Below are 16,981 nucleotides of genomic sequence, written 5' to 3'. Positions count from 1 at the left end.
CCAGTCACCAGCTGCCGCGGTGCACGACCTCGTCCAGGCCGCGGCGACCCCGCCTGAGTGACGGTGACCGCCGGTCCTCCCCGCCCGGGTAGCCGATCGACAGGCACCCCACCGGGCTGTGGGAGTCGGGCACGCCGAACGCGGCGCGCAGGGCGGCGACCCGTTCCGGCGGTACGCCGAAGAAGCAGGCGCCCAGGCCCTCGTCGACCGCGGTGAGCAGCATCAGCAGCGAGGCCATGCCGGCGTCGACGTGCCAGTACGGCACCGGCCAGCGGGCCCCGTCCCGGTCGGTCCAGCCCTTGTCGGGCTCGGCGTACCGGTCCAGGTAGGCGTCCCTGGACGAGAACGGCACGATCAGCAGCGGCGCCCGCCGCATCCGGGTCAGCCAGCCGTCGGGGGTGCCGCCGTCGGTGGTGGCGGCCCAGAACCGGTCGCGCTCCTCGGCGGTCTCCAGCACCAGGAACGCCCAGCCCTGGCTGAACCCGGCCGACGGCGCCCGGATCGCGTGGTCGAGCAACCGGTCGCGCACCTCCGGCGGCACCGGCCGGTCGGGGTCGTAGTCGCGCACCATGCGGCGGCGCCGGACGACGTCCCTGAACTCCATGCGGACACCCTGCCGCAGCGGTCCGACGGGCCCGTCGGCGGTGTTCCCTAGGCTGGACCCGTGCCGAAGCTGCAGCTGCTCCCCGCCGTCGACGTCGCCGACGGCCTCGCCGTCCGTCTGGTGCAGGGGGAGGCCGGGAGCGAGACCTCCTACGGCGACCCCCTGGAGGCCGCGCTGGCCTGGCAGCGCGACGGGGCGGAGTGGGTGCACCTGGTCGACCTCGACGCCGCGTTCGGGCGGGGTTCCAACCGTGAGCTGCTGGCCCGCGTGGTCGGGGAGCTCGACGTCGACGTGGAGCTGTCCGGGGGCATCCGGGACGACGAGTCGCTCGCCGCCGCGCTGGCCACCGGCTGCCGGCGGGTGAACCTGGGCACCGCGGCGCTGGAGTCGCCGGAGTGGTGCGCCCGGGCGATCGCCGAGCACGGCGACCGGATCGCCGTGGGCCTGGACGTGCGCGGCACCCGGCTGGCCGCCCGGGGCTGGACCAAGGAGGGCGGCGAGCTCTACGAGACCCTCGCCCGGCTCGACGAGGAGGGCTGCGCCCGCTACGTCGTCACCGACATCACCAAGGACGGCACCCTGCGCGGCCCGAACCTGGACCTGCTGCGCGAGGTCTGCGCGGCCACCCCCCGCCCGGTGGTCGCCTCCGGCGGCGTCAGCTCCCTCGACGACATCCGCGCCCTCGCCGGGCTGACCGAGGTGGGTGTGGAGGGCGCGATCGTCGGCAAGGCGCTGTACGCCGGGGCGTTCACCCTGCCCGAGGCGCTCGCGGTGACCGCCGAGTGAGCGCCCTGCGGATCGGCTCCGGCGCGCCGTCGGAGGACGTCGTCGGTTACAGCCGGGTCGTCGTCGCGGGCGACAGCGCCTGGGTGAGCGGGACGACGGCGAGCGCCGACGGCGTCGTGGCGTACCCCGGGGACGCCGCCGGCCAGACCCGGGTGGCCCTCGGCGGGATCCAGCGGGCGCTGGACGAGGCCGGCTTCACCCTCGGCGACGTCGTGCGCACCCGGATGTACGTCACCGACATCAGCCGCTGGGAGGAGGTCGGGCGGGTGCACGGGGAGTTCTTCGGCCTGGTCCGGCCGGCCACCGCGATGGTGCAGGTGGCTGCCCTGATCGACCCGGCGATGCTGGTGGAGATCGAGGCCGACGCCGTCCGGGGAGCAGGGGCATGAGCCTCGCGGTCCGCGTGATCCCGTGCCTGGACGTCGACGCCGGCCGGGTGGTCAAGGGCGTGAACTTCGTCGACCTCGTCGACGCCGGCGACCCGGTGGAGATGGCCCGGGTCTACGACGCCGAGGGCGCCGACGAGCTGACCTTCCTGGACATCACCGCCAGCTCCGGTGACCGCGAGACCACCTACGACGTGGTCCGGCGCACCGCGGAGAGCGTCTTCATCCCGCTCACCGTCGGCGGGGGAGTGCGCAGCGTCGGCGACGTCGACAAGCTGCTGCGCGCCGGCGCCGACAAGGTCGCGGTGAACACCGCCGCCGTCGCGCGGCCGGAGCTGATCGCCGAGATCGCCGACCGGTTCGGCAACCAGGTGCTGGTGCTGTCGCTGGACGCCCGCCGGGTGCGCGACGGCGCGGTCACCGACTCGGGCTTCGAGATCACCACGCACGGCGGCCGCCGGGGCACCGGCCGGGACGCCGTCGAGTGGGTCGTGCAGGCCGCCGAGCTCGGGGTCGGCGAGGTGCTGCTGAACTCGATGGACGCCGACGGCACCCGGGCCGGCTTCGACACCGAGCTGATCCGTGCGGTGCGCCGCGAGGTCACCGTGCCGCTGATCGCCAGCGGGGGAGCAGGGGCGGTCGACCACTTCCCGCCCGCGGTCGAGGCCGGCGCGGACGCGGTGCTCGCCGCGAGCGTCTTCCACTTCGGGCAGCTGCGGGTCGGCGACGTCAAGGCCGGCCTGACCGCCGCCGGGGCACCGATCCGCCAGGAGACCGACCACCCGCTGCGCTGAGCGCCGTACCCCGGAGCACTGTGCACTCCGGGCCGATCCCGCAGCCGGAGTAAACCCTCGGCGCACAGTGCTCAGCGGAGCGCCCCAGCCCTCGCCGTCACCTGGCGGGGACCCGCTGATCGACCGCCGCGGCGGTCACTCGACGGTCAGGTCCACGCAGGCGACGTCCTGGCGGCCGCTCACCCAGAGCAGCACCTCGAGCGGGGCACCCACCACGGTCGTGGTCGGGGTGCCCTTGCGCAGCCGCCGCTCGCTGCCCGGGGCGCCGTCGGGGACGTCGCTGCGGCGCACCATCACCCCACCCTCGGTGCGAGCCGCCTCCCGGCCCCGGGCCAGGAACGGCACGGCCTTCCACAGCTGGTCCTGCACGTCGCGGGGCAGCTCCCGCGGCGACCAGTCCGGCTGGGCGCGCCGCACGTCCTCGTGGTGGATCACCAGCTCCGTGGTGTTCAGCAGCCGGTCGACCACCGGCCAGGACCCCGGCAGCCACCTCGGTGGTCCGGAGCGGAGCGCGGCCACCAGTTCGGGCCAGTCGCGGGCGGCGCCGGTCCGCTGCTGCACGCGCTGGGTCCACGTCGCGAACGGCCCACCGACGGCCAACCCGGGCATCGAGTCCGGGCGGCGGTCGCGCACCACCAGGTGCGCGGCGAGGTCGCGGGTGGTCCACCCGGCGCACCGGGTCGGCTGGTCGGGACCCAGTTCCTCGAGCAGGTCCGCCAGCGCCGCTCGCTCCGACCGGGACACGGGCACGGAGGGAAGAGGCACGCCCCGAGGCTATGCCAGCTCCGCTCCGGACGGGGCCCGGAACGAGACGGTGGGGTCCGGAGCGAGACGGCCGGGCCCGGAAACCGATTAGGCCGGGTAAACAACCCGGGTACGCTGCGGACACCGCCCGCACCACCGACAGGAGGCCCCGTGCCGCGCCGCAGAGACGCCGTGGTCCGCCGCGGCGTCCGTCACGTCGGGCGGGCCATCGCCGGGCAGCCGGGCATCTTCACCCTCGCCGTGCTGGGCAGCAGCCTCTACGGCGCGATGACCGTCGCCAGCGCCTACGTGATCGGCGGGATCACCGAGCGGGTGCTGCTCCCGGCCCTCGACGAGGGCGACACCACCGCCGGCGCCCTCGCCCTGGCCGCGCTGGTGATCGTCGTCGTCGCCCTGCTGAAGATCGTCGGCATCCTCGGCCGCCGGCTCTTCGCCGGGATCATGAGCTACCGGCTGCAGGCCGAGTACCGCCGGCGGGTCACCGGCCAGTACCTGCGGCTGCCGTTGTCCTGGCACCAGCGCCACCCGACGGGGCAGCTGCTGTCCAACGCCAACTCCGACGTCGAGGCCGCCTGGTTCTTCGTGGCCCCGCTGCCCTTCGCCTGCGGCGCGCTGGTCATGATCGCGATCACCATCGCGGCGCTGGTCCTCACCGACCCGCTGCTGGCGGTGGTCGGCTTCGTCGTCTTCCCGCTGGTCTTCGTGATCAACGCCGTCTACAGCCAGGTGATGAGCCCGCGGATGGCCCGCGCTCAGCAGCTGCGCGCCGAGGTCAGCGAGATCGCCCACGAGAGCTTCGACGCCGCCCTGGTGGTGAAGACCCTCGGTCGGGAGGCCGACGAGACCGCGCGCTTCGGCTCCCGGGCCGACGAGCTCCGCGACAGCCTGGTCGCCGTCGGCCGGGTGCGCGGCCTGTTCGACCCGCTCATGGAGGCCCTGCCCAACCTCGGCACCCTCGCCGTGCTGCTGGTCGGCGCCGAGCGCGTCGCCGCCGGTGCCACCGGCGCCGGTGACCTGGTCTCCATCGCCTACCTGTTCACGCTGCTGGCGCTGCCGATCCGCGCCATCGGCTGGGTGCTGGCCGACCTGCCGCGCGCGCTGGCCGGCTGGGACCGGGTCACGCCGGTGCTGGAGGCCACCGGTGAGATCCCGCACGGCCCGGACGCCGCGCCCGACGGTGACCGCGGCGCCACCGTCGGCCTGCGTGAGGTGGGCTTCGGCTACGCGGGCGCCCCCCGGCCGACGCTGGACGACGTCACCTTCGACGTGCCCGCCGGCCGCACCCTCGCCGTCGTCGGGCCCACCGGCGCGGGCAAGTCGACCCTCGCCGGCCTGCTCGTGCGCCTGGTCGACCCGCAGCGCGGGGACGTGCTGCTCGACGACGTCGACCTGCGCACCCTGCGCGAGGGCGAGGTCAGCGACCAGGTGGCGTTCGTGGCCCAGTCGACCTTCCTCTTCGACGACACCGTGCGCGACAACATCACCCTGGGCGGCGACTTCACCGACGCGCAGGTGCACGAAGCGCTCCGGATCGCCGCGGCCGACGACTTCGTCGCCCGGCTCCCGCACGGCCTGGACACCCGGGTCGGGGAGCGCGGCGCCAGCCTCTCCGGCGGCCAGCGCCAGCGCCTCGCCCTGGCCCGCGCCGTCGTCCGCCGGCCCCGGCTGCTCGTGCTCGACGACGCCACCAGCGCCGTCGACCCCGCCGTGGAGGCCCGCATCCTCGACGCGCTGCGCGCCGCCGACCGCCCGGCCACGGTCGTCGTCGTCGCCTACCGCCAGGCCACCATCGCCCTTGCCGACGAGGTCGTCTGGCTGGAGCGCGGGCGCCTGGTCGCCCGCGGCAGCCACCCCGAGCTGCTCGCGCAGGTGCCCGGCTACGCGCGGCTCGTCCGCGCCTACCAGGAGCCCGGCGACCCAGCGGCCGATCGCGCACCCGCGGAGGCGCAGGCGTGAGCACGATGGAGACTCCCGGGGACGGCGACGTCGTGCTGGCCGCCGACCGCCGGCCGGAGAGCGCCACCGCCACCCTCCGCCGCGGCCTGCGGATGATGCCGGAGTTCCGCCAGGGCCTGCCGGTCACCTTCCTGCTCGCGCTGATCGCCACCGCCGGCCGGGTGGTCGTGCCGATCGCCGTCCAGCAGGTGCTCGACCGCGGGCTCGGCGCGCCCGGTGGCCCGGACATCCCGCTGGTCCGCGAGCTGGTGCTCGTCTCCGCGGTCGTCGTGGTCGTCACCGGTGTCGCGGTCTACCGGATGAACGTGCGGCTGTTCCGCACCACCGAGACCGCGCTCGCCGGGCTCCGGGTGCGCGCCTTCCGGCACGTGCACGACCTCTCGGTGCTCCACCAGCAGGGTCAGCGGCGCGGCTCGCTGGTCTCCCGGGTCACCAGCGACATCGACCAGCTGTCGGTGTTCATGCAGTGGGGCGGTGTCCTCGGCCTGGTCAGCGTCGGCCAGCTCGTCGTCGCCACCGTGGTGATGGCGGTCTACTCCTGGCAGCTCACCCTGCTGGTGCTGGCCTGCTTCGTGCCGCTGGCGATCGCGGTCAAGTGGTTCGCCAAGCGGCTGGCCGCGGCCTACGGCGTCGTGCGCGAGCGGGTCGGGGACGTGCTGGCCGCCGTCGGGGAGTCCGTCGTCGGCGCGCCCACGGTGCGCGCCTACGGCATCCGGGCCCGGACGGCGGCCCGCATCGACCGCGCCATCGACCGGCACTACCGCGCCTCCGTCGACGCGCAGAAGGTCACCGCCGGCGTCTACGTCAGCGGCGAGCTGGTGGCCGCGGTCGCCAACGCCGCGGTCGTGGTCGTCGGCGTGCTGCTGGGCGTCGCCGGGGACATCAGCGCCGGCACCCTGGTCGCCTTCCTCTTCCTGGTCACCCTCTTCGTGGCGCCGGTGCAGACCGCCAGCGAGGTGCTCAACGAGGCGCAGAACGCCGTCGCCGGGTTCCGCCGGGTGCTCGACGTGCTCGACACCGAGCCCGACGTCCGCGACCCCGAGGGCGGGCGGTCACTGCCCCCCGGCTCCCTGGACGTGCGGTTCGAGCACGTCTCGTTCGCCTACGCCGCCGGCGGCGCCAAGGCGCTCGACGACGTCGACCTGACGATCGCCGCGCGCACCCGGGTGGCGATCGTCGGGGAGACCGGCTCGGGCAAGACCACCTTCGCCAAGCTGGTCACCCGGCTGATGGACCCCACGGAGGGACGCGTGCTGGTCGGCGGGGTCCCGCTGGACGAGGTCGCCTTCGCCTCGCTCCGCCAGCGGGTGGTGATGGTGCCCCAGGACGGCTTCCTCTTCGACGCCACGGTAGCCGACAACGTCCGCTACGGCCGGCCCGGCACGACCGACGCCCAGGTGGGCGCCGCCTTCGACGAGCTCGGCCTGGGTGACTGGGTGGCCGGCCTGCCCGACGGCGTGGCCACCCCGGTCGGCCAGCGCGGGGAGTCGCTCAGCGCGGGCGAGCGGCAGCTGGTCGCCGTCGCCCGCGCCTACGTCGCCGACCCCGACCTGCTGGTGCTCGACGAGGCGACCAGCGCCGTCGACCCGGCCACCGAGATGCGGCTGACCCGGGCCCTGGACGCGCTCACCGACGGGCGGACGACGCTGACCATCGCCCACCGGCTGTCCACGGCGGAGCGGGCCGACGAGGTGCTCGTCGTCGACGCCGGCCGGGTCGTGCAGCGCGGCACGCACGCCGAGCTGGTCGACAGCGAGGGTCCCTACGCCCGGCTGCACGCCTCCTGGCGGCGCAGCTCCGGTCGGCAGCCGGAACCGGCAGCCGCCGTCCAGCCGCTGCCCAGCTGAGCGTCAGGGGGGTCGTCCTACCCTCCGGGCATGCCGTCGTCCCGGCCGCAGGCCCGCTCCTGTCAGCCCCAGCCTCGCCGGCCGGTCGGCCGTGGCTTCACCGTCGCGCCCGCCGCACCCACCCGGCCGCAGGCCGCCCCGTTCGCGGCGGTGCTCGGCCTGCTCGTCGCCGTCGAGGACCTGTGGCTGGGCTGGCTGCTGTGGGAAGCCGACCCCGGCTGGGGCTGGCACCTGCCGGGGCCGGTGGCGCTGGCCGCCCTCGCCGTCCTCGGGGCGGTGCTGGTCTGGCGCGGCACCGGCCTGGGGCCGCTGCCCGGCTGGCTGCTGCTCCTGCTGGCCTGCCTGCTGCCCCTGATCGGGCTGCTGCTGCTCGCCGGCCTCTTCGGGCTGCTCGGTGGCGGCTCGGCGGCGGCCTCGCCGCTGCTGCTGGCCGTCGGGCCGCTGGGTGGGCTGGTGCTCGCCGCGCAGCGCCCGGTGCGGGAATGGGCCCGCGCGGGTTGTCGGGCGCCCTCCGCGCCGCGCGCCCGCTACCGTCGCGGTGGTGAGCACCGACGCTGACGTGATCGTGGTGGGAGCGGGGCTGGCCGGGCTGGTCGCCACGGCCGAGCTGGCCGAGGCCGGCAAGCGGGTGCTGCTGCTGGACCAGGAGCCCGCGACGTCGCTGGGCGGGCAGGCGCACTGGTCCTTCGGCGGGCTGTTCCTCGTCGACACCCCCGAGCAGCGTCGCCTGCGGGTGCGCGACTCCCTGGAGCTCGCCCGGCAGGACTGGTTCGGCACCGCCGGGTTCGACCGCGCCGAGGACCACTGGCCGCGGCAGTGGGCCGAGGCCTACCTGCGGTTCGCCGCAGGGGAGAAGCGCGCCTGGCTGCACGGCCTGGGCGTGCGCTTCTTCCCGGTGGTCGGCTGGGCCGAGCGCGGCGGCTACACCGCCACCGGCCACGGCAACTCGGTGCCCCGCTTCCACGTCACCTGGGGCACCGGCCCCGGGGTGGTCGCCCCCTTCGCGCAACGGGTCGTCGCCGCCGCCGGCCGCGGGCTCGTCGACGTCCGCCACCGGCACCGGGTCGACGGGCTGGTCGTCACCGACGGCGCGGTCACCGGCGTCCGGGGCGCGGTGCTCGAGCCCAGCGACGTCGCCCGCGGGGTGGCCAGCTCGCGGGTCGAGGTCGGGGAGTTCGACCTCTCCGCGCAGGCCGTCGTCGTCGCCGCCGGCGGCATCGGCGCCAACCACGACCTGGTCCGGCGCAACTGGCCGGCCCGGCTCGGCCCGGCGCCCCAGCGGCTGCTCTCCGGCGTCCCCGCGCACGTCGACGGCCGGATGCTGCAGATCACCGAGGCCGCCGGCGGCTCCGTGATCAACCCCGACCGGATGTGGCACTACACCGAGGGGATCGCCAACCACTCGCCCGTCTGGGAGCGGCACGGCATCCGGATCCTGCCCGGCCCCTCCTCTCTCTGGCTGGACGCCACCGGCACCCGGCTGCCGGTGCCGCTGTTCCCCGGCTTCGACACCCTCGGCACGCTCGCGCACATCGGCACGACCGGGCACGAGCACACCTGGTTCCTGCTCACCCGGAAGATCGTGGAGAAGGAGTTCACCCTCTCCGGCTCCGAGCAGAACCCCGACCTCACCGGCAAGGACCTGAAGCTGCTGCTCACCCGGGTGCGCAGCGGCGCCGCCGCGCCGGTGCAGGCCTTCCTGGACCGCGGCGAGGACTTCGTCGTCGCCCCCACGCTGCCGCAGCTGGTCGCCGGGATGAACCGGCTCACCGGCGACACCCCGCACGTCGACCTGGCGACCGTCGAGCGGGAGGTCGTCGCCCGCGACCGGGAGGTCGCGAACCGGTTCACCAAGGACGCCCAGGTCACCGCCGTCCGCCAGGCCCGTTCCTTCCTCGGCGACAAGCTGATCCGGGTCGCGGCCCCGCACCGGCTGCTCGACCCCGACGCCGGCCCGCTGATCGCCGTCCGGCTCAACCTGCTCACCCGCAAGACCCTGGGCGGGCTGGAGACCGACCTCGCCGGGCGGGTGCTGCGTGCCGACGGCGAGCCGTTCCCCGGCCTGTACGCGGCCGGGGAGGTCGCCGGCTTCGGCGGGGGTGGGATGCACGGCTACCGGTCGCTGGAGGGCACCTTCCTGGGCGGCTGCCTGTTCTCCGGCCGGGTCGCCGGCCGGGCGCTGGCGGCGAGCCTGTGAGCTCTCCGGACTGGGACGCCGTCCCCCCGCCCGGCCAGCCGCCCTACGGTGGGCCGCCGCCCACCGGGCAGCCGTGGGACCAGCAGCCGGGGTCGCCGCAGCCGTGGGGGCCGCCGCCGGCGGCGCACCAGCAGTGGGGCCCGGCGCCGCAGTGGGCGCCGCCGTACCCCGGGCAGCCGCCGTACCCGGGCCAGCCGCCGTACCCGGGCTGGGGCGGCTACGCGCCGCCGTTCGCCCGCGGACCCCGCCGTCCCGGCGTCGTCGTCGGCGCGGCGGTGCTCGCCTTCGGCTCGGCGTTGCTCACCCTCGTCGGCACCGTCTACGCGATGGCGTTCAGCGCGCTGCTGGCGGTCACCCGCGGGCCCTCGGCCGGCATCGGGCCGTGGATCGCCCTGGTGCAGCTCCTCGTCGTCGCGCTCTTCGTGGTCGGCGGGCTGACCGCGCTGTCCGGCGGACGCCGGGAGTGGCTGTGGGCAGCGGCTGCCGGCCAGCTGTGCCTCTCGGTCTACTGGGTGGTGGTGCTGACCAGCACCACCGCGCCGATCGGTGAGGCCGTGGTGGTGCTGCCGGTGGTCTACGGCGCGCTCGGCATCGCCGCCGCCGGGCTCACCGTCCTCCCCGACGCGGTCGCCTGGCAGCGGGCGGCCGCGAGTCGCGAGGGCTGATGCGCAGGGGCTGACGGCGCGCTCGCGGCCGGGTGGGACGATCAACGGCATGTCCGCCCCCTCCGGTCCCCGGCTCGACCCGGCGGTCGCCGGCCTGCTCCGCCGCGACCCCGCCGGCCTGGTCGCCGCGGTCGTCCAGCAGCACGACACCGCCGAGGTGCTCATGGTCGCCTGGATGGACGACGAGGCGCTGCGCCGCACGCTGACCACCGGCCGGGCCACCTACTGGTCGCGCAGCCGGCAGGAGTACTGGGTCAAGGGGGAGACGTCGGGCCACCGGCAGTGGGTGCGCGACGTCCGGCTGGACTGCGACGGCGACGCGCTCCTGCTCCTGGTCGACCAGGAGGGTCCCGCCTGCCACACCGGCGAGCGCAGCTGCTTCCACCGTCCGCTGGAGGTGCCCGGTGCGGCTCGGTGACACCACGCCCTCGCGGGCGGAGTTCCTCACCGCGACCGCCCCGGTCGTGCCGGTCACCCGCCGGCTGCTGGCCGACGGCGAGACCGCCGTCGGCCTGTACCGGAAGCTGGCCCGCAACCGGCCCGGCACGGTGCTGCTGGAGTCGGCCGAGCAGGGCAAGCAGTGGTCCCGGTACAGCTTCGTCGGGGTGCGCAGCGCCGGCACGCTGACCGAGCGCGACGGTGCCACGACGTGGGTGGGCGACCCGCTGCCCGGGCTCACCGACGACCTGCCCGCCGACCCGCTGGCCGCCGTCCGCACCCTGGCCCGGCGGCTCCGCTCGCCGCGCACGCCCGGGTTGCCGCCGCTGACCGGCGGGCTGGTCGGCTACCTCGGCTACGACGTCGTCCGCCGGCTGGAGCGGCTGCCGGAGACCAGCACCGACGACCTCGGGATGCCCGAGCTCGCGCTGATGCTGGTCACCGACCTCGCCGTGCTCGACCACACCGACGGCACGGTGCTGCTCATCGCGAACGCGCTGGCCGCCGGGCCGGACGCCCACGACGACGCCGTCGCCCGGCTCGACGCGATGGCCGCGGACCTGACCTCGGCGGTGCCCCCGTCGGTCGCGACGCTCACCACCGCCGATGCCCCGCCGGTCAGCAGCAACATGGCGCCGGGGGAGTACGAGGCCGGCGTGGAGCGGGTGCGGGAGCACGTGCGGGCCGGTGACGTGTTCCAGACCGTGCTCGCCCAGCGCTTCGAGCTGGCCACCGACGTCGATGCGCTGGACCTGTACCGGGTGCTGCGGGCCAGCAACCCCTCGCCGTACATGTACCTGCTGCGCTTCGCCGGCCGGGAGTCGCCGTTCGACGTCGTCGGCTCCTCACCGGAGGCGCTGGTGACGGTGACGGGGGAGCGGGCCGTGGTGCACCCGCCGGCCGGCACCCGCCCCCGCGGCGCGACGCCGGAGGACGACGTGCGGCTCACCGAGGAGCTCCTCGCCGACCCCAAGGAGCGCGCCGAGCACGTGATGCTCGTCGACCTGGCCCGCAACGACCTCGGCCGGGTGTGCGTGCCCGGCTCGGTGGAGGTGGCGGACTTCATGCGGGTGGAGCGCTACAGCCACGTCATGCACCTGGTGTCGACCGTCGCCGGGCAGGTGTCCCCGGGCCGCGACGCCCTCGACGTCTTCGACGCGACCTTCCCGGCCGGCACCGTCTCGGGGGCGCCCAAGCCGCGGGCGATGGAGGTCATCGAGTCCCTGGAGCCGACCCGGCGGGCGCTGTACGCGGGCACTGTCGGCTACGTCGACGCCAGCGGCGACATGGACATGGCGATCGCCATCCGCACCGCCGTGCTGCACGACGGCCGGGCCTACGTGCAGGCCGGCGCCGGGATCGTCGCCGACAGCGACCCGGCCACCGAGGAGGCCGAGACCCGGCACAAGGCGCGCGCGGTGCTCTCGGCGATCGCGACGGCGGAGGGGCTGCGGGAGCTCCCGTGAGCAGCACCTCCGGGGCGCGGCGGGAGCTCACGGTCGCGGTGCTCGGCAGCGCGTTGGCCGGCGGGCTGGCGCTCTCGGCGTCCGGGCAGCCGTGGGCCGACGTCACGATCGTCCGCCAACCACCCCTGCCGCCCACCACGGCGGTGCTCACCGGCGCGGACGCGGCGCCGCTGGTCGCCGCCTGCGGGCTGCTGCTGCTCGCCGCCGCCGTGGCGGTGATCGCCGTCCGCGGTACGGCCCGTGCGGTCGTCGGCCTGCTCGTCGCCGCCGCCGGGGGTGCGCTGGCCTGGTCCGGCGTCCGGGCGCTGGGCGGTGGGCTCGAGGAGATCTCGACCGAGCTGCCCGCGGTCGGCCGGGGAGCGGGCCCGGTCACCGTCGACGTGGCGGCCGGCTGGCCGGCGGTCACCGTCGCCGCGGGCGTCCTGGCCCTCCTGGTCGGGGTGTTCGTGGTGCTGCGTGGCGGGAGCTGGCCGGGCATGGGCCGGCGGTACGAGCGCACGACCGCCGGTGCCGCGCCGGCCCGCCCGGCCACCGACGAGGACCGCCACCAGGCCGCTTGGAAGGCGCTGGACCGGGGCGAGGACCCGACGGAGTGAGAACCCCGGTGCCCCGGGCCCGTCCCGAGGCTCGCCGGAGCATGCGTGGGACGACGAGGACGGGGTCCCCCTCGTCGCCGTGCGGCCTTACACCGGAGCCGTTCCAGCACGGCGCCCGGCCCCCGGCCGAGGGCCCCGGGGGGCGCCTCTACAGTGATCTCACCGACTCCCGGTGGTGGGAGCCGATCCGGTGGCACATGATGTGGGGTTGCGAGGAGGGGTCATGAGCGTCCTCGACGACATCGTGGCGGGCGTCCGTGAGGACGTCGCCGCGCGGCAGGCCGCGGTGCCGCTCCCGGAGGTGCAGGCCGCTGCCCGCGACGCCCGCCCGGCGCTGGACGCCCTCGCCGCGCTGCGCGCGCCGGGGGTCGGGGTGATCGCCGAGGTCAAGCGCCGCAGCCCGAGCAAGGGCGACCTCGCTGCGATCACCGACCCGGCCGCGCTGGCCGCGCAGTACGCCGCCGGTGGTGCCCGGGTGATCAGCGTGCTCACCGAGGGGCGCCGGTTCGGCGGCTCGCACGCCGACCTGGCCGCCGTCCGCGCCGCCGTCGACGTCCCGGTGCTGAACAAGGACTTCGTGGTGAGCAGCTACCAGGTGCACGAGGCCCGCGCCCACGGTGCCGACCTGGTCCTGCTGATCGTGGCCGCGCTCGAGCAGCCGGTGCTCACCGGGCTGCTGGAGCGGATCGAGTCGCTCGGCATGACGGCGCTGGTCGAGGTGCACAGCGAGGCCGAGGCCGACCGGGCGCTCGCCGCCGGCGCGTCGGTGATCGGGGTGAACGCCCGCGACCTGACCACGCTGTCGGTCGACCGCTCCACCTTCGAGCGGATCGCCCCCGGGCTGCCCAGCGAGGTGGTCAAGATCGCCGAGTCCGGCGTCCGCGGGCCGCACGACCTGATCAGCTACGCCGGGGCCGGCGCCGACGCGGTGCTCGTCGGCGAGGGCCTGGTCACCGCGGGCGACCCGCGGCAGGCCGTCGCCGATCTGGTCACCGCCGGTTCGCACCCGGCCACCCCGCGCACGACCCGCTGAACCCATCCGGGGACCCCCGCCCGCTTCCCGTGTCAGCCGTGTCAAGCTGGGTACGTGACCCTCTCCGCGCACCCTCCGGCCCCTGACGTCCTCGACGCCAGTTCCCGCGATGATGCGGCGCGTCCGGAGTGGCCGGACGCGACCGGGCATTTCGGCCCCTACGGCGGCCGCTTCGTCCCCGAGGCGCTGATCGCCGCCCTCGACGAGCTCACCGAGGCCTACGAGGCGATGCGGGTCGACCCCGCGTTCCTCACCGAGTTCGCCGAGCTGCAGCGCGACTACACCGGCCGGCCCAGCCCGATCACCGCCGTCCCGAGGTTCGCCGAGCACTGCGGCGGCGCCACCGTGCTGCTCAAGCGCGAGGACCTCAACCACACCGGCTCGCACAAGATCAACAACGTGCTGGGTCAGGCGCTGCTGACCAAGCGGATCGGCAAGACCCGGGTCATCGCCGAGACCGGCGCCGGCCAGCACGGCGTCGCCACCGCCACCGCCGCGGCGTTGATGGGGCTGTCCTGCACCATCTACATGGGCGAGGAGGACACCCGGCGCCAGGCGCTGAACGTCGCCCGGATGCGGCTGCTCGGCGCCGAGGTCGTCCCGGTCACCACCGGCTCGCGCACCCTCAAGGACGCCATCAACGAGGCGTTCCGCGACTGGGTCACCAACGTGGAGACCACCAACTACGTGTTCGGCACCGTCGCCGGCCCGCACCCCTTCCCGGCGATGGTCCGCGACTTCCAGCGGGTCATCGGCGACGAGGCGCGCGGGCAGCTGCTCGACCGGCTGGGCCGGCTGCCCGACGCGGTGCTCGCCTGCGTCGGCGGCGGCTCCAACGCGATCGGCATCTTCACCGCGTTCGTGCCCGACGAGGGCGTCCGGCTGATCGGCCTGGAGGCCGGTGGCGACGGCGTGGAGACCGGGCGGCACGCCTCGTCGATCACCGGGGGCGACCCCGGGGTGCTGCACGGCGCCCGCAGCTACCTGCTGCAGGACGAGAACGGGCAGACCATCGAGTCGCACTCCATCTCGGCCGGCCTGGACTACCCCGGCGTCGGGCCGGAGCACTCCTACCTGCACGACATCGGGCGGGCCGAGTACCGGCCGGTCACCGACGCGCAGGCGATGGAGGCCTTCGCGCTGCTGTGCCGCACCGAGGGGATCATCCCGGCGATCGAGTCGGCGCACGCGCTGGCCGGGGCGATGCAGGTCGGCCGCGAGCTGGGATCGGACGCCGTGCTGCTGGTCAACCTCTCCGGCCGCGGGGACAAGGACGTGGAGACCGCCTCGACCTGGTTCGGGCTCGGCGACGGCGAGGAGGTCGACCCCGGCCCCGGGATGGACACCGACCAGCAGCCCACCGAGGGTGCCGTGGCAAACGGCGAGGCCGTTCCCGCGGAGCGGGCGGGGGAGCAGGCATGAGTCTGCTCGCGACCCGGATCACCGCCGCCCGCGCCGAGTCGCGCGCGGCGCTGATCGCCTACCTGCCGGTCGGCTACCCCGACGTCGACGGCTCGATCGAGGCGATGGTGGCCGCGGTCGAGGGCGGGGCGGACATCGTCGAGATCGGCGTCCCCTACTCCGACCCGGGCATGGACGGGCCGGTCATCCAGCAGGCCGTGGACGTCGCCGTCCGGGCCGGGGTGGGGATGGCCGACGTGCTCCGCGCCGTGCGGGCGGTGGTCGACGCCGGTGCGGTGCCGGTCGTGATGAGCTACTGGAACCCGATCGAGCGCTACGGCGTCGACCGGTTCGCCGACGACCTGGCCGCCGCCGGGGGAGCCGGGGCGATCACCCCCGACCTGATCCCCGACGAGGCCGCTGCGTGGATCGCCGCCACCGACCGCACCGGGCTGGACCGGGTGTTCCTGGTGGCGCCGTCGTCCACCGACGCCCGGCTGGCGGCCACGGCCGCAGCCTCCCGCGGGTTCGTCTACGCCGCCTCCACGATGGGCGTGACCGGCACCCGGGCGACGGTGGGCGACGCCGCCGAACGGCTGGTCGCCCGCACCCGCGAGGTCGCCGAGCTGCCGGTCTGCCTGGGCCTCGGCGTCTCCGACGCCGACCAGGCCGCGGAGGTCGCCGGCTTCGCCGACGGCGTCATCGTCGGGTCCGCCTACGTCCGTGAGCTGATCGAGGGCCGCGGCCCCGACGGCGTCCGGCGGCTGTCGCAGGACCTGGCCGAGGGTGTGCGCCGCCGTCCGGTGGTGCTCTCGTGAACGTGCTCGCGGCGATCCCCAGCCCGACCCAGGCCGTCTGGGAGGTCGGGCCCTTCCCGCTGCGCGCCTACGCGCTGGCGATCATCGCCGGCATCGTGCTGGCCGTCCTGATCGCCGAGAAGCGCTGGGTCGCCCGCGGTGGTGCTCCCGGTGACGTCCTGGACATCTCCGTCTGGGCGGTGCCGTTCGGCATCATCGGCGGCCGCATCTACCACGTGCTCACCACGCCGCAGCCCTACTTCGGCGAGAACGGTGACCCGCTGCGCGCGCTGGCCATCTGGGAGGGCGGCCTGGGCATCTGGGGAGCCATCGCCCTCGGCGGCGTCGGCGCCTGGATCGCCTGCCGCCGGCGGGGCATCCCGCTGCCTGCCTACGCCGACGCGATCGCGCCCGGCATCGTCGTCGCCCAGGCCGTGGGCCGGCTGGGCAACTGGTTCAACAACGAGCTCTACGGACGGGCCACCGACCTGCCGTGGGCGCTGACCATCCACCGCTGGGACGCCTCGGCCGGCCGCGCGATCACCGGGCCCGACGGCCAGGCGCAGGTGCTGGGCACCTTCCACCCGACCTTCCTCTACGAGCTGCTGTGGAACCTCGGCGTCGCAGTGCTGGTGGTCTGGGCCGACCGGCGGTTCCGGCTCTCCCACGGCCGGGCCTTCGCCCTCTACGTCGCCGCCTACTGCGCCGGCCGGCTGTGGATCGAGATGCTCCGGATCGACACCGCCGAGCAGTTCTTCGGGCTGCGGCTCAACGTCTTCACCTCGATCATCGTCGGCCTGCTCGCGGTGGCCTACCTGGTCTGGCAGCGCGGTCGCCCCCGCGAGGTGATCACCCGCGGCCGGGACGCCCGCGCTGCCGCCGACGGCGCCCCGGCCGCCGGTACGACCGGGGCGGGCGCCGGCGCCCCGGCCGCCGACAGCGCCTCCGCGCCCACCGGCGACCCGGCGGGGGGGAGCCCCCCGCCGGCAGCCGGGACCGGCTCCACGGCCACCCGGGCCGGCGGGGACGAGACCCGGGGCGGGGCACCCGGCTGACCGGTCTGGCCGAGCTCGTCGGCGTCGCCGGAAGAGAGATGTGCGACATCAGATCGACATGTCCCGCAGGTGACGTCGCTGTGTACGCTCCTTGTCGGCCGACCAGTGATCCTGGGCCGGCCGGCGACGTCGGAACCGGGCCAGCGCTGCCCCGCACACGACCTCTCCGCGGACACCCGCCCGCGGGGACCGCGG

At 75.6% G+C, this 16,981-nt stretch carries 17 protein-coding genes; 15 read left to right on the top strand and 2 right to left on the bottom strand.

What is annotated here, in order from left to right; genetic code table 11:
- Nucleotides 1–4: 4 nt before the first annotated feature.
- The gene (locus tag ACI79A_RS13590; RefSeq protein WP_457083972.1) at nucleotides 5–604 is read right to left on the bottom strand and encodes a nitroreductase family protein; all 600 of its coding nucleotides are present in this window, start codon (nucleotides 602–604) and stop codon (nucleotides 5–7) included.
- Between the two features lie 60 nt (nucleotides 605–664).
- Between ACI79A_RS13590 and priA the strand changes: the two genes are divergently transcribed.
- The 3 genes from priA to hisF are packed head-to-tail and all read left to right on the top strand — an operon-like array spanning nucleotide 665 to nucleotide 2,570.
- A complete protein-coding gene (gene priA / locus ACI79A_RS13585; RefSeq protein WP_457083970.1) occupies nucleotides 665–1,390 on the top strand; it encodes a bifunctional 1-(5-phosphoribosyl)-5-((5-phosphoribosylamino)methylideneamino)imidazole-4-carboxamide isomerase/phosphoribosylanthranilate isomerase PriA in 726 nt (241 codons plus the stop codon).
- Nucleotides 1,387–1,779 (top strand): RidA family protein, encoded by a 393-nt coding sequence (locus ACI79A_RS13580; protein WP_457083968.1) that lies wholly within the window; start codon nucleotides 1,387–1,389, stop codon nucleotides 1,777–1,779. The genes priA and ACI79A_RS13580 overlap by 4 nt, the downstream gene beginning before the upstream one ends.
- Nucleotides 1,776–2,570, top strand: coding sequence for an imidazole glycerol phosphate synthase subunit HisF (hisF, locus tag ACI79A_RS13575; RefSeq protein ID WP_457083966.1), 795 nt, complete (start codon nucleotides 1,776–1,778; stop codon nucleotides 2,568–2,570). The genes ACI79A_RS13580 and hisF overlap by 4 nt, the downstream gene beginning before the upstream one ends.
- A 135-nt stretch (nucleotides 2,571–2,705) precedes the next feature.
- Here the strand turns inward: hisF and ACI79A_RS13570 are convergent, their stop codons facing one another.
- A complete protein-coding gene (locus ACI79A_RS13570) occupies nucleotides 2,706–3,335 on the bottom strand; it encodes a TIGR03085 family metal-binding protein (protein ID WP_457083964.1) in 630 nt (209 codons plus the stop codon).
- A 150-nt stretch (nucleotides 3,336–3,485) separates the two neighbouring features.
- On the opposite strand from ACI79A_RS13570, the gene ACI79A_RS13565 reads away from it, so the two are divergent.
- From ACI79A_RS13565 to lgt, 12 genes are all read left to right on the top strand, one after another.
- Complete coding sequence (locus tag ACI79A_RS13565) at nucleotides 3,486–5,291, top strand: ABC transporter ATP-binding protein (protein WP_457083962.1); 1,806 nt, start codon at nucleotides 3,486–3,488, stop codon at nucleotides 5,289–5,291.
- Nucleotides 5,292–5,296: 5 nt separating this feature from the next.
- A complete protein-coding gene (locus tag ACI79A_RS13560) occupies nucleotides 5,297–7,138 on the top strand; it encodes an ABC transporter ATP-binding protein (protein ID WP_457084048.1) in 1,842 nt (613 codons plus the stop codon).
- A gap of 30 nt (nucleotides 7,139–7,168) precedes the next feature.
- Complete coding sequence (locus ACI79A_RS13555) at nucleotides 7,169–7,696, top strand: hypothetical protein (RefSeq protein WP_457083960.1); 528 nt, start codon at nucleotides 7,169–7,171, stop codon at nucleotides 7,694–7,696.
- Nucleotides 7,680–9,335 (top strand): FAD-binding dehydrogenase, encoded by a 1,656-nt coding sequence (locus ACI79A_RS13550; protein WP_457083958.1) that lies wholly within the window; start codon nucleotides 7,680–7,682, stop codon nucleotides 9,333–9,335. Before ACI79A_RS13555 ends, ACI79A_RS13550 begins: the two co-directional genes overlap by 17 nt.
- A complete protein-coding gene (locus ACI79A_RS13545; RefSeq protein WP_457083956.1) occupies nucleotides 9,332–10,000 on the top strand; it encodes a hypothetical protein in 669 nt (222 codons plus the stop codon). The genes ACI79A_RS13550 and ACI79A_RS13545 overlap by 4 nt, the downstream gene beginning before the upstream one ends.
- Before the next feature lie 49 nt (nucleotides 10,001–10,049).
- Entirely contained in the window at nucleotides 10,050–10,418 is a 369-nt protein-coding gene (gene hisI, locus ACI79A_RS13540; RefSeq protein ID WP_457083954.1) for a phosphoribosyl-AMP cyclohydrolase, read from the top strand.
- Nucleotides 10,405–11,904, top strand: a complete 1,500-nt coding sequence (locus ACI79A_RS13535) for an anthranilate synthase component I (RefSeq protein ID WP_457083952.1) — start codon at nucleotides 10,405–10,407, stop codon at nucleotides 11,902–11,904. Before hisI ends, ACI79A_RS13535 begins: the two co-directional genes overlap by 14 nt.
- Nucleotides 11,901–12,500, top strand: coding sequence for a Trp biosynthesis-associated membrane protein (locus ACI79A_RS13530; protein WP_457083950.1), 600 nt, complete (start codon nucleotides 11,901–11,903; stop codon nucleotides 12,498–12,500). The genes ACI79A_RS13535 and ACI79A_RS13530 overlap by 4 nt, the downstream gene beginning before the upstream one ends.
- 223 nt (nucleotides 12,501–12,723) lie before the next feature.
- Complete coding sequence (gene trpC, locus ACI79A_RS13525; protein WP_457083948.1) at nucleotides 12,724–13,533, top strand: indole-3-glycerol phosphate synthase TrpC; 810 nt, start codon at nucleotides 12,724–12,726, stop codon at nucleotides 13,531–13,533.
- Nucleotides 13,534–13,587: 54 nt separating this feature from the next.
- Nucleotides 13,588–14,955 (top strand): tryptophan synthase subunit beta, encoded by a 1,368-nt coding sequence (trpB, locus tag ACI79A_RS13520; RefSeq protein ID WP_457083946.1) that lies wholly within the window; start codon nucleotides 13,588–13,590, stop codon nucleotides 14,953–14,955.
- Nucleotides 14,952–15,752 (top strand): tryptophan synthase subunit alpha, encoded by an 801-nt coding sequence (trpA, locus tag ACI79A_RS13515; RefSeq protein WP_457083944.1) that lies wholly within the window; start codon nucleotides 14,952–14,954, stop codon nucleotides 15,750–15,752. The genes trpB and trpA overlap by 4 nt, the downstream gene beginning before the upstream one ends.
- On the top strand, nucleotides 15,749–16,786 hold the full coding sequence (gene lgt, locus ACI79A_RS13510; RefSeq protein WP_457083941.1) for a prolipoprotein diacylglyceryl transferase: 1,038 nt from the start codon (nucleotides 15,749–15,751) through the stop codon (nucleotides 16,784–16,786). The genes trpA and lgt overlap by 4 nt, the downstream gene beginning before the upstream one ends.
- Nucleotides 16,787–16,981: the final 195 nt, after the last annotated feature.

The sequence above is a fragment of the Modestobacter sp. SYSU DS0657 genome (genome assembly GCF_054050925.1).
This window is presented reverse-complemented; position numbering and strand designations above follow the sequence as displayed.